The sequence below is a fragment of the Clostridium sp. AN503 genome, assembly GCF_040719375.1.
In the GTDB taxonomy this organism is placed as follows: domain Bacteria; phylum Bacillota; class Clostridia; order Lachnospirales; family Lachnospiraceae; genus Brotaphodocola.
In genome coordinates this window covers 2,097,464-2,110,624 of the sequence record NZ_JBFDTP010000002.1, presented here as the reverse complement: position 1 = coordinate 2,110,624, position 13,161 = coordinate 2,097,464, and the positions used below count along the sequence as shown (strand labels likewise).

Annotated in this window: 9 protein-coding genes and 1 other annotated feature; of the genes, 8 read left to right on the top strand and 1 reads right to left on the bottom strand. The window is 52.1% G+C overall.

What is annotated here, in order from left to right:
• The first annotated feature begins 16 nt into the window (after positions 1-16).
• The 5 genes from hflK to galE all read left to right on the top strand — a co-directional run bounded on the left by hflK (position 17) and on the right by galE (position 6,403).
• Positions 17-1,294, top strand: coding sequence for an FtsH protease activity modulator HflK (hflK, locus tag AB1I67_RS17085; RefSeq protein WP_367031159.1), 1,278 nt, complete (start codon positions 17-19; stop codon positions 1,292-1,294).
• Entirely contained in the window at positions 1,291-2,169 is an 879-nt protein-coding gene (locus tag AB1I67_RS17080; protein ID WP_367031158.1) for a protease modulator HflC, read from the top strand. Before hflK ends, AB1I67_RS17080 begins: the two co-directional genes overlap by 4 nt.
• A gap of 160 nt (positions 2,170-2,329) precedes the next feature.
• Positions 2,330-2,953, top strand: coding sequence for an RNA polymerase sporulation sigma factor SigK (sigK, locus tag AB1I67_RS17075; protein ID WP_367031156.1), 624 nt, complete (start codon positions 2,330-2,332; stop codon positions 2,951-2,953).
• Positions 2,954-3,281: 328 nt separating this feature from the next.
• Positions 3,282-5,252 (top strand): GGDEF domain-containing protein, encoded by a 1,971-nt coding sequence (locus AB1I67_RS17070; RefSeq protein ID WP_367031155.1) that lies wholly within the window; start codon positions 3,282-3,284, stop codon positions 5,250-5,252.
• A gap of 128 nt (positions 5,253-5,380) precedes the next feature.
• Positions 5,381-6,403, top strand: coding sequence for a UDP-glucose 4-epimerase GalE (galE, locus tag AB1I67_RS17065; protein ID WP_367031154.1), 1,023 nt, complete (start codon positions 5,381-5,383; stop codon positions 6,401-6,403).
• Between the two features lie 59 nt (positions 6,404-6,462).
• On the opposite strand, the gene AB1I67_RS17060 is transcribed toward galE, so the two are convergent.
• Positions 6,463-6,999 carry a DUF4364 family protein gene (locus tag AB1I67_RS17060; protein ID WP_367031153.1) on the bottom strand — a complete coding sequence of 179 codons (537 nt, stop codon included), beginning with the start codon at positions 6,997-6,999 and terminating at the stop codon, positions 6,463-6,465.
• A gap of 117 nt (positions 7,000-7,116) precedes the next feature.
• Here AB1I67_RS17060 and AB1I67_RS17055 point away from each other — a divergent pair, with 117 nt between their 5' ends.
• Genes AB1I67_RS17055 through AB1I67_RS17045 form a run of 3 tightly spaced genes read left to right on the top strand, consistent with a single transcriptional unit; the run spans position 7,117 to position 12,756 of the window.
• Positions 7,117-10,692, top strand: coding sequence for a DUF5717 family protein (locus tag AB1I67_RS17055; RefSeq protein ID WP_367031152.1), 3,576 nt, complete (start codon positions 7,117-7,119; stop codon positions 10,690-10,692).
• 31 nt (positions 10,693-10,723) lie between these two features.
• Positions 10,724-11,947 (top strand): DUF5716 family protein, encoded by a 1,224-nt coding sequence (locus tag AB1I67_RS17050; protein WP_367031151.1) that lies wholly within the window; start codon positions 10,724-10,726, stop codon positions 11,945-11,947.
• Positions 11,944-12,756, top strand: a complete 813-nt coding sequence (locus tag AB1I67_RS17045) for a tetratricopeptide repeat protein (RefSeq protein ID WP_367031149.1) — start codon at positions 11,944-11,946, stop codon at positions 12,754-12,756. Before AB1I67_RS17050 ends, AB1I67_RS17045 begins: the two co-directional genes overlap by 4 nt.
• Before the next feature lie 60 nt (positions 12,757-12,816).
• Positions 12,817-13,065, top strand: a binding site (T-box leader).
• The last annotated feature ends 96 nt before the right edge of the window (positions 13,066-13,161 follow it).

The window sequence follows — 13,161 nt, the reverse complement described above, 5'->3', positions numbered from 1 at the left end:
GAGGGGAAAGTAAAGAATGAATCAGAATCCATTTGGCGGCGGTCCTTTTGGGAATGGGAACAATAACGTCGATCTCGGCGGTATGTTTGAAGAACTGCTGAAAAAGAAGAAACAAAAGAAACCGCAGCAGGAACCGGGGCCGGAGAAATTCGACTCAGACGGAAAGCCGCTAAAACGCCATAATCCCATGAAGGGCTTTGGTTTTGCCCTTGGTTTCGTGGTGGTGGTATTTGCAGCTATGAACAGCTATTATATGCTGGACGAGGAGAATTATGCGGTAGTGACCACCTTGGGAAGCGCCCAGGCGGAATCCCAGGCAGGGCTGCATTTCAAGATCCCGTTCATCCAGAGTGTGCATATGGTGTCCAAGGGGATCAAGGGGATGCCCATCGGCTATGACCCGGAGACCAAGATATCCAACGAGGAAGAATCGGTTATGATCACGAAGGATTTTAACTTCGTCAACACGGATTTCTATATCGAATATATGGTCAATGATCCGGTAAAGTATCTTTATGCATCCTCAGAGCCGGAGGCGACCTTAAAGATGCTGGCCCAGTCTTACATCCGTGATACGGTTGGCGTGTACAACGTGGACGATGTGATCACCACTGGGAAGGCAGCCATCCAGTCGGAGATCAAGGAAAAGCTGACCAACCGGATGATCGCGGAGGATATCGGCCTGTCGGTGGTGAATATCACGATCCAGGATGCGTTCCCGCCCACCACAGAGGTCATGAATGCCTTTAAGAACGTGGAAAATGCCAAGCAGGGCAAGGAGACTGCCATCAACAATGCCAACAAGGACCGGAATGAGAAGATCCCGCAGGCCGAGGCCGAGTGTGACCGGATCATCAAGAGCGCCGAGGCGGAGAAGGAAGCCCGCATCAACGAGGCGCAGGGCCAGGTTTCCCGTTTTGAACAGATGTATGCGGAGTACAGCAAATACCCGCTGATCACCAAGCAGCGTATGTTTTATGAGACCATGGAGGAGCTGCTGCCCAGCATGAAGGTATATATCGTGGATGAGAGCGGTACCCAGAAGATGCTGCCCTTAGACAGTTTCACCTCGTCCATGCAGGCGGATGCGGCTGCGCGGGCAAACGGAGCCGGGGCTTCGGGAACCGGAGCTAATAGCGGGACCGCAGGGCAGGCAGCATCCGGCGCAGGCCAGGGAACAGCATCACAGGGCGGGGCTTCCGCCCAGAGTGGAGGCACAGCCCAGAACAGCGCATCACAGGCTGGCGGGACACAGAACAGTTCAGATGTAAATATTGAGGAGGTGGCACAGTGAAGAAGGCAGGCAGGTTTTTAAGCGGGTTCGGCGGGCTGGCGGCAGTAGCGGCGGTTTTGCTTCTTGGCGCTTCGCTGGTGGTCACTTACCCGGATGAATATAAACTGATCCGCCAGTTCGGCGAGATCGTCAGAGTAGAGGATACCCCGGGCGTGTCCTTCAAGGTACCGTTTATCCAGACGAGCGCGTCCATTCCAAAGGCGCTGCAGATCTACGATATCCCGAAATCAGATGTGATCACCCGGGATAAGAAGAGCATGATCGCCGACGCCTTTGTCCTCTGGCGGATTTCAGACCCGGTGCTGTTCACAAGACATTTGAACGGACAGGTGGCGCAGGCACAGTCGCGTATCTCCGCGTCGGTGTTCTCCTCCATGAAGTCCGTGATCTCCAATATGGACCAGGCTGAGATCATCGAGAACCGGGACGGCAAGCTGGCGCTCGATATCAGCGGCAATATCGGTGAATCTCTGGACGGTTACGGCATCCATGTGCTGGCGGTGGAGACCAAGTCCTTAGATATGCCGGACGATAACAAGCAGGCGGTCTACGACCGCATGATCTCAGAGCGGAACAACATTGCGGCGTCCTTTACGGCGCAGGGCAATTCCTCCGCCCAGAAGATCAAGAACGACACCACCAAGGAAGTGTCGGTGATGAAGTCCAAGGCCCAGGCAGATGCGGAGAAGACTAAGGCGGAGGGCGAGGCCCAGTATATGCAGATCCTCTCCAATGCCTACAACGACACCAGCAAGGCGGATTTTTATAATTTCGTCCGTTCCCTGGATGCGGCGAAGGCAGCTTTAAAGAGCGGCAATAACACACTGATCCTGGATAAGAGCTCGCCGATGGTACAGGTTTTCTATGGATATTGATACAGGGCAGATGTTCTACACAGCTGTGGTGCTGACCGCAGTAAAAACAGCGCAGTGAAAGCAGTACAGGAAATAGTATAAGCAGTGCGAAAACCTATAAGGCACGAGGCAAGCCACCTGAGCATAGATTATAATTAAGTAATCTTTCAGGTGGCTTTCTTTGAAGACATTTCCAAAGCCTTTAACACCAGGAGAGGAAAAAATCTATCTGGAGCGCTGCAAAGAGGGTGACCAGGAAGCTCGTAATGTGCTGATAGAACGGAATATGAGACTGGTGGCTCATGTGGCGAAAAAGTATCAGAACACGGATTACGATATGGAGGATCTGCTGTCGGTGGGGACCATTGGCCTGATCAAGGCGGTAGGCACCTTCCATGCGGACCGCGGCTCCCGGCTCGCCACCTATGCGGCCAAATGTATCGAGAATGAGATCCTCATGCTGCTGCGCGCCAGTAAAAAATATACTCGTGAAGTTTCGCTTTTTGAGCCCATCGGGGTAGACAAGGACGGGGAGTCGGTCAGCCTTGTGGATGTCATTGAGATGGAGAACCGCGAGGTCCTGGAGGACCTGATCTTGAGCCAGGATATCCGTGAGCTTTACGAAGCCTATGAAGCCTGTTTGAAGGAACAGGAAAAAATCGTGATCGGTATGCGTTATGGTCTTTTCGGCAAGATCCCCCGCACGCAGCGGGAGATCGCCGCCCAGCTTGGTATCTCAAGGTCTTATGTATCCCGGATTGAAAAGAAAGCCCTCGGCAAATTGAGGCAGGGGCTGGAAAATTAGCTTGATATCCATCGGATTTTCAGTATAATGTAGATAAAGAATGGGGATCAGGAATATAGGATGAGAGCGTTGAGGTGTGATACATGAAAGAGAAAAGACTGCTGTGGGCCAGAGGCGCCATGTTTCTTGCGGCGTTTCTGGTCCTGCTCGGGGCAGTGAGGATCAGTGCAGAGCAGATACGGAACAATCTGGAGAAGGAGATCCACAAAACGCTGCAGGATGTGGCAGAACAGAATGTGATCGCAGTGGAGCAGGAGATAGAGTCCAAGCTCAGCTTTTGCAGGGGATCGCACGCAACCTGGATCTCACAGAGGAAGACAGGGAAGATATGCTTGAGCATCTGCAGGCGTTTGTGGATATCTACCAGTTTAAGCGCATGGGGGTTATCTATGCGGACGGCACTGTGTGCACTACGGACGGATATGTGCAGGATATGTCCTACCGGGATTATTTCCAGAAGGGCATGCAGGGAAAAGCGGATGTGACGGATGCCATGGAGGAGGCTATCAGCAGTGAAAAAGAACTGATCAATGTTTTCAGCATGCCGGTTTATGCACAGGATAAAACGACGGTTGACGGCGTGTTGTTTGCTACATACCGGACAGGCCGGTTCCAGGATCTTTTGAATATAGAGTCTTTTGACGGGAATGGGTACAGCTTTATCGTGCGGAGCGACGGAAACATGATCACGAATTTTGAGAAATCTCCGATGCAGGATGAGCGGAACATGTTTACTGCCCTGGAAGAGGCGTCTGAGGACAATCGCAGCCAGGTGGAAACACTGCGGCAGGATATGGAGCGCGGAGGACAGGGGATTGCCCAATATTGGTATGGCAGGGGGAAATATCTTTATTACAAACCGCTCAATCTGGCAAGCGGCTCCCAATGGTATATCATAACCACGGTTTTGGAGGATGTGCTCATGGAGCGGCTCAGACCGGTCATGCGGACGGTGGATGGTCTGCTGGCGGTCATGGTAGGTGTGGTAACGGCAAGTATCCTGTCCTACGTTTATTTGGGCCATAAAAAGAAAAAGGAACTGCTGCGGATCGCGTATGAAGATCCCTTGACAGGCGGCGATAATTTTGCGTGTTTTCAGGAAAAGATGGACGCTAAAAAACGGAGTCCCGGATTTTTGGTATCCCTTGATCTGGCAGGGTTTAAGATCATCAACAATACCTGCGGTGTGGAAAAAGGCGATAAGGTCATCTGCCAGGTGTGGGACATCCTGCAAAAGGCTCTTCTTCCATCCGAGCTGGCGGCCCATGTCAATGCGGATTGTTTTGTCATGTTTTTAGAGGGAAGTAAAAAAGATGCCCTCAAGCTCCGGCTGGACCAGCTTGCAGAGACCATAACGTCATTGTCCACGACGCTGAAGATACCAAAGCTGGTTCCGGTGATGGGCGTATATCAGAGTGATAATATGACGGAGATTGAAACGTGCTACGGCTGTGCAAATGAGGCGAAGCATCTGATCAAGGACAGACGGGATAAGAACTGCGCATTCTATGATGAGCTGGATCTCCAGCTCTTACAGGTTGTGCGGATGGTGGAGGACGACTTTGATGAAGCGGTCAGGGAAGAGCGTTTTGAAATATGGTACCAGCCCAAATACAGTGTGGAGGAAGGGACGGCGGTTGGAGCTGAAGCGCTGGTCCGGTGGAGAAAACGGGACGGCGGTCTGATTTCGCCTGGCGTGTTTATACCTGTGCTCGAGAAAAATGGGATGATCCTGAAGCTGGATGACTATGTTTTCCGCCACGTCTGTGCACAGGTCAGAAAATGGGAATCTGAGGGGCAAAGGATGCTGCCGGTATCGGTCAATATCTCCCGGGTAAGCCTTTATTATTCGGGTATTGTGGAGCAGTACTGCCAGGTGATGGAGTCTTTTGGACTAAAGCCTGATTATATCCAGCTGGAGATCACGGAGAGTGCGGTAGTGGACAACCTGGAGATCGCGGGTCTGATCCGGCAGTTCAAAGAAGCAGGCTTTAAGCTTTTGCTGGATGACTTTGGGAATGGTTATTCATCTCTTGCCACGTTAAATACCATGCGGTTTGATACGATGAAGCTGGATAAGAGCCTGATCGATTACATCGGGGATGCAAACGGGGAAAAGCTTCTCCAGTCCATTATCCTTCTGGCCCAGAGCCTGGGGCTTTCTATTACGGCGGAAGGCGTGGAGAGAAAGGAACAGCTGGACTTTTTAAAGAGCTTAAAGTGCGACGAGATACAGGGTTTTTACTTTTCAAAGCCGCTTCCGCTCCCGGATTATGAAAAGATCCTGGACGCAGGATAAACTGCCAGAATAAAAATGCAGGGTTTTGAAAGAAATTTGCATTGTTTTTCAGTGCTTTCCCATATATAATAAATGGGAAAGCATTTTTAGTTCACAGGAGCAAAGTGACAGCAAAAGGAGGAAGTGTTATGGCGACTATTTTAGTTACAGGCGGGGCAGGTTACATCGGAAGCCACACCTGCGTGGAGCTTTTGAATGCAGGTTATGACGTGGTTGTAGTGGACAACTTATGCAACTCCTGCAGAGAGTCCTTAAGACGGGTAGAGGAGATCACTGGGAAGACAGTGACATTTTACGAGGTGGACTTACTGGATGAGCCGGCGCTTGAGCGGGTTTTTGACAATGAGAAGATCGATGCAGTGATCCATTTTGCCGGTCTGAAGGCAGTGGGTGAATCTGTGTACAAGCCCCTTGAGTATTACCACAACAATATTACCGGCACCCTGATCCTCTGTGACGTGATGAGACGCCATGGTGTAAAGAGTATCGTGTTCAGTTCCTCTGCAACCGTCTATGGCGATCCGGCATTCGTACCGATCACTGAGGAGTGCCCGAAGGGAGAGATCACCAATCCCTATGGCCAGACCAAGGGTATGTTAGAGCAGATCCTGACCGATCTGCACAGAGCGGACCCGGAGTGGAACGTGATGCTGCTTCGCTATTTCAACCCGATCGGCGCCCACAAGTCCGGCAGGATCGGAGAGGACCCGAAGGGGATACCCAACAACTTATTCCCGTACATCACCCAGGTGGCGGTAGGCAAGCTGGTGTGCCTGGGCGTATTCGGCAACGATTATGATACACCGGACGGCACCTGTATCCGCGACTATATCCATGTGGTAGACTTGGCGGACGGTCATGTAAAGGCGCTCGAGAAGATGAGCGGTGAGAAAGGCGGAGTATGGATCTATAACCTTGGCACCGGCGTGGGCTGCAGTGTGCTGGATGTGATCCAGGCATTTGAGGAGGCCAACGGCTTAAAGATCAATTATGTCTTTAAGGAGCGCCGCGCAGGAGACGTGCCGGCCTGCTATGCTGACCCTGCTAAGGCTGAGAAGGAGCTTGGCTGGAAGGCGAAGTACGGCATCAAGGAGATGTGTGAGGACTCCTGGAGATGGCAGAAGAATAATCCCAACGGGTATGGGGAGTAAAAAACGGGGAGCTGCTTGCGGCTCCCCTTTCATGATTAACAGTATGGATTAAAGCTGTGTCACAGTCCCGCGTCCTCCCCGGAAAGCAGCGTTTTCATGACAAAGGCATACACCTCCTGGCTGCAGTTCTTCCAGTGGGCGCACATGGTCTCGGCCTGTTCTCTGTCGGGTACGGAGATATCCAGTTCGATCAGGGTGCTTTTGCCTTCCCGGACCTCACAGTGGACCACATAGTCCTGGGTGGTCGACTTATAGTAATCCGCCATAACGCCGACCTCGTTGCGCATGCGGAACCGGTTTTCCTTTAAATAGTTGTCCATGTCCTCGACGATGGCGGGGGAGATGTTCTTGCCAAAAAAGGTAAGGGTCTCTTCTCCTTCCCGGGTGATGACATAGCGGGTGCTGTTGTGGGTGGATTCCGTGCGGATCAGACCGGATTCCTGAAGCTCGCTGAGCGCCTGCTGAAGGGTGAAGTAGCTGGCATACTCGTGCTGCAGGAAAAAGTCCGTGAGCTGTGCATTGGTCAGCGGAAAGTTCACCTGTTTCAACATATAAAGATTCATCAGCTTATAAAGCGTCATTGGTTCCGATAGCATGATATCCAGCCTCTTTCATAACAAAGTTTTTCTTAATCATACCAATTTACTCCTTTTAAATCAAGTGAAAATATGATATTATAATTTGGATGACTAGCTTTTTTTACAGGTGATACTATGAGAGAAAGAATTAATCGGCTGGCCAGGGGGATCGTGGACGCAGATGTCCCGGAGCTTAGGCTCACCCCGGAGTCAGTTGAGTTGACGGTGCAGGCCGGAGAAGTTACAATAAAAGAATTGTCTGTTTCAGATGCGCAGGGCAGGTTTATAAAAGGGCTGGTATATTCTTCCAATATACGCGTCCGCATTCACAACAATGCATTTGGAGGCAGCCGCAACCGTATTACTTACGAGGTGGACAGCAGGCATCTGTCCCAGGGAGATGTGATTGAGGGAGCGTTTTATCTTGTTACCAATGGCGGCGAGAAGAAGGTTCCCTATTCTTTTTCCATAGAATTGGGCGTGTCGGGGAAGACGCTTGAAGCGCTTAAGACCCCGCAGGATTTTGCAAAACTGGTGCAGCGGGACCAGGAACTGGCGCTGCGTCTTTTTGAATATCAGGATTTTGTGGAAGCTCCGTTTATGCGGGAGCTTTCTGTTCGTGTGCTGTACGATGGCTTAAAGGGGCGGCCGAACCGGCTGAATCAGCTGGAGGAGTTTCTGGTGGCGCTCCGGGTCAAGGAGCCGGTGGAGCTTCGGATTGACAGGACGCTCAAGCAGTACGAGAATCTTGCAAAACCGGTACAGGAGGTGCTGGAGGTCCGCAGCAGTACCTGGGGGTATGTGCAGTTTGAGCTGAGTGCGGACGGAGATTTTCTGGAGCTTCCGAAAAAGAGCTTCAGCAGCCAGGACTTCAGGGAAGGCGTCTGTCAGGTCTCCTACATCGTGAATCCGGGGCGTCTGCACCGGGGAAAGAACCTGGGAGCGCTTTTAGTGTCTACGGTGAGGGATTCTTACTCTGTTCCGGTGGAGGTCCAGGCGGACAGCACAGGGAAGGAGCAGTCCGGCCGTACCTGGCAGCAGGATATGGGACAGTATCTTGTGCTCCGTCTGGAGTATGAGGTCGGCCTTTATGAGGACCGCCTTCTGATCAACCAGATGCGGCAGGAGCTGGAGCGGATGCGCAAGCAGTACGGCGAGACCGTGGAAGGCTCCTTAAGGCTGGCGGAGCTGTGCATGTTTGACAGGGAGAAGGAGCGGGCTATTGTCATCCTGGAGGGATGCCGGGATGAGGTGATGCGCCAGAGGCAGGACAAAAAGGAGCTGTACTGCTTTTATCAATACCTGCTCTGCCAGGTCCAGAAACGGGACGGGCAGAGGGAAAACCTGCTCCGCACAGTGAAAAAGTATCTGGCGGAGGAACCGGGCAATACCGGGCTGTATATGCTGCGGCTGAAGCTGGAACCCAGCATGGGTGAAAATCCTGCGGAGCTTTTGGAGGAGATGCGGGTTATGTACCAGCAGGGCTGTCACAGTCCGTTCCTCTATGCCCAGGCATTCAAGCTGTATGAGCGGAATCCGCTGCTTTTGAAGAAGATGGGGGACTACGAGGTCCAGGTGATGATGTTTGCCGTCAAGCACGATATGGTGGAGCGGGAGCTGGCGCTCCGTCTGGCGGAACTGGCCGGCGCGGTCAGACATTACCGCAGTCTCTACCGCCGTCTGTTAGTCAGCCTGTATGAGAAATATCCGGAGAAAGCGCTTCTGGGGGCTGTCTGCTGCATTCTGATCAAGGGAGACTGCCGGGGACGGGAGTATTTCCCGTGGTATCAGAAGGGGCTGGAAGCAGGGGTAAGCCTGACACGGCTCTATGAGTATTTTTTGTATTCTCTGCCGGGGGATTATCCATATCTGCTGCCGAAAGAGGTACTTCTATACTTTTCTTATGAAAAGTCCATGGATGATTACAGCCGTTCGGTCCTGTATACGAATATCTTAAAGTACATGAAGCCGGAAGCCGCCCTGTACAGGCAGTATGAACGGGATATTGAGCAGTTTACCATGGAGCAGCTTTTAAAGTCCCGGATCAACCGCAGGTTTGTGGTGCTTTACCAGCACATGATCTATAAAGAGATGATCGACGAGCAGGTGGCGAAGGTCCTGCCGTCCATATTAAAATCCTACCGGGTCCGGGTGGACAACCCCAATATCCGGTATGTGATCGTATGCTACCGGGAGATGGAAGGGGAAGACGCCTTCCCGGTAAAGGATGGCGTAGCTTATGTCCCACTGTTTTCCGAGCATCCGGTGATCCTGTTCCAGGATGATTACGGGAACCGTTACTCCAATATTTCCTGCCGCAGGCTGCCGGCCATGGAAAAGCCGGGGCTGGAGGAGTTGGAGGAGCGGTGCTATGAGATCTATCCGAACCACCCCATGCTCCGGCTTCAGGAATGTGCGCAGATCGTGGAAGCGGGAATCTCCGGAGAGGCAGACATGATGACCTTAAAGCGCGCTTCGGTGGATTTAAAGCTGCACCCGCTGTTTCGCAGGCAGGTGCTTGGCTGCATGATCGAGTACTACCGCAAACGGTTGGAGTCGGATGAGCCTGCGGTGGTCGATGATGTGGATTATCTGATGGATCTGGACTTAGATAAGCTAAGCCGGGAGGAGCGTGCGGGGGTCTGCGAGACCCTGATCCAGCAGGAGTACATCCGGGAAGCTTATGACGTGGTGAGGGTCTATGGTTGTGAGGGTATCCGTGGCGCGAGGCTCTTAAAGCTGTGTACACGGATGATCTTAAACCGGCTTTTTGATGAGGATGACACGCTTTTGCAGCTGTCCTGCAGCCTGTTTTCGGAAGGGCGGTATGACAGTGTAGTGCTGGATTATCTGTGCGAGCATTTTAACGGCGCTACAAAACAGATGTACAAGATCTTAAACCAGGGTGTGCGGGAACATGTAGAGCTTTACGACATGCCGGAACGGCTGTTGGCGCAGATGATGTTCACCGGGGAAACGGACTGGATGGACCAGGTGTTTGACTGGTATGCAGCCGGAAAGAAGACCAGCGATAACGTGGTGAAGGCGTATTTTACCATGAAGTCTGCTGATTATTTCCTGCGCGGGAAGGATACCGGCGACCGGGTATTTGCCTACCTGGAGGGCGCCGTCCACGGTACGGAGGATAAAAGCAGGATCCCGACGATCTATCTGCTGGCGCTCACACTGTATTACTCTACCTTGAAAACCCTGGACGAGGAGCGAAAAGCATTGTGCAGCAATATGGTAGACCTGCTTCTGGAGGAAGGGCGCGTGTTTGCCTATTTTCACGATCTGGGCCGGCTGATCGAGATGCCGGATTCGATCATGGATAAGGTGACGGTGGAGTACCGGGCGGCAAGGGATTCTAAGCCGGAGCTTCAGGTCCGGGTCCTGCCGGAGGACGAGGAATACTACTTCGAGGAACTTAAAAAGGTCTATCCGGGGATTTTCGTGCGTCAGAAGGTGCTGTTTGAGGGTGAGATCTTAGAGTACCGCATTTATGAGATCAGTGGGGAGAAGCGGGTCCTGGTGAAAGAGAGCAGCATTTCCTGCGACACGCAAAAGAGCGGAAGCGACGGGAGCCGGTTTGCCGCATTGAATGAGATGGGACTTTGCCTGTCGCTGAAAGAAGAGCAGGCACTGAAAGAAAAATTACAGAAATACTTGACTGACAACGCTGTGATGGAAGAATTGTTCGGACTGATGTAGCGTGGCAGCTTGCGTTAGATAAGGGGTTTTTATGGATGGACTTGTTGTCGGCATAGATTTGTGCGACGAGTATACACAGATTAACTGTGCGGAGGAAGAAAAAACATGGATGATCCCCACGGTGATCTGCAAAAATAAAACCGCAGATGAGTGGTATGTGGGCGAGGAGGCTTATGCCCATACCTTAACGGGCGATGGGATCATTGTGGACAAGCTGGTGAAGCTGGTCTTAAAAGAAGGGACCGCCACGCTGGGAGATATCAGGTATGAGGGGAAAACGCTGTTAAAACTGTTTTTGGAGCGTGCCCTTGAGATGCCGCAGCAGCAGTATGGCAAGCTTGCTGTGCGTCAGCTGGTGTTCACGGTGCGCAGGCTGGAGCCGAAGCTGATCGAGGAGTTGTATAACTGTGCAGAGCAGTTGGAGATACCAAGGGAAAGGGTGCATGTGATCAGCCACCCGGAAAGCTTCACCTACTATATCCTGAGCCAGAAAAAGGAGATCTGGAACGGCGCAGTGGGCATGTTTGACTTGTCCGCCGAGAGGCTGCGCTATTATGAGATGAAAGTGCAGCGCGGGATGAAGAAAACCACGGCAGTTGCGGAGTATGAGGATCTGGAGGAGGGGTTTAACCTGGATATCTTAAAGACCCCCTCCGGAGCTAAGCTGGCGGATAAGATCCTCTGTTCCTGTGGGGAACGGATGATGCAGAAAAAGGTGTATTCTTCTGTGTTCCTGACCGGAAAAGGGTTTGAGAGCCGGGACTGGGCAGAGGAGTTTATGAAACTATTGTGTACCAAACGGCGGGTTTATATGGAGCCGTTTGTATTTGCCAAAGGCGCGGCATACTGCGCCCAGGATTGTCTTCAGCCAAAGACATCCTATCCATATACCATGATCTGCGAAGGGCGGCTCAAATCCACGATCTCCATGAATGTGATGCACAAAGGGCAGGAGACTTCCGTTGTGGTCGCTGCGGCAGGAGAGAACTGGTATGAGAAGGCAGCGGTCATTGACGTGATACCGGACAGGCAGGACAGTGTGGATTTTGTAGTGACGCCGCTGGATATAAAGAAACAGAAGCTGGTCTCCATACCCCTGGAGGGATTCCCGAAGCGTCCGGACCGCACGACAAAAGTGCGGATCGAGGTGTCCTTTTTAGATGAGAGGACCATGGATGTGAGGCTGAAGGACAAAGGATTTGGAGAACTGTTCCCGGCTTCGGAAGTACAGATCAGACAAGAGGTTATGCTATGAGTTTATTGCTGTGCAGACAGGAAAATGTAAAACATCCGTACTATGCGGAAAGCCTGGGGATCCATCTCTATTCTTCCCAGGAGCTTTCCTATGTGATCTACCACTATCCGCTGCTGGTGCTGGACGGATTCGTGGGAGACGGTCTGCTGGACTTTCTGAGGGATGAGTTAAACCATGGGTTTCTGGCCCTGAAGCTGGAACGCTGGCTGAAAAGCAACGAGGATCCGGATGAGACATTGATCATGATACTGCAGGAGTGCGATTACTACAACCCTGCGGAGATCAACCGATACCGCCAGAAGCTTGCAGCCATCCGAAAGAAGCATCCGGCTGAATACCGGAAGCTCAAGGCCGACGAGCTGTTTTCCATGCGCCAGTACGGAAGGGCTGTGCGGCTGTACCGGGAGCTTTTGGATTATCCGCAGGATTCCTGTGTGGATGATGCATTTTTGGGGACCGTCTGGAACAACCTGGGCGCCTGCTACGCACGGATGTTCCAGTTTGAAAAAGCGTATGAGGCGTATGAGATGGCTTATTCCAGGAGCAGCCAGCCCCAGGTCCTGGAGCGGCTGTACTGCCTGACGAAGCTGGATGAGCGGCTGAAGCTCAGCGACCGGTTCGGGATCCTGGTCACAGAGGAGATGCGGCAGGCCTGGGACGGGAACATGAAGACAGCCAGGGAGAAGGCGGAGCAGGCCGACAGCCTGCGGCAGTTAGACGAGCTGTTCAAGCGTGACCCGATCAAAAGACAGGCGGGAGAGGCACAGCTTCTGCACAAGTTGAAGCAGGACTATAGAGCGATGGTGTAGAAAAGAAAAATTGGTTTTGGCTTGACAAATGTTGGTTTAAACACTATGATAAGGACTATATAAAAGGCTGGGATAAAGAGGAGTACGGTGAGAGCGCCTGACAGAGAGAACCGTTTATAAGCTGGGAGACGGTTTCGGGCGGCGCGGCGGAAGGTAGCTTTGGAGCCGGGGTTCTGAAGGGTTTGCGAAGGTGTGCATGTTTGATGCGTGTCACCGCTGCAGGCAGGTAGGAATCCACGTTTGATCCGCGTTAAGGATATTTGAGTTAAAAACAAAGGTGGTACCGCGGAAGTTGATTTCGCCCTTTATGCAGGAGAGTTTGGTTCTGTATAAGGGGTCTTTTTTATTTCAAAGGTAAATGGCTGCTTTGGCAGCCGCAGGGAAAATAATGCAGAGGAGAACTAA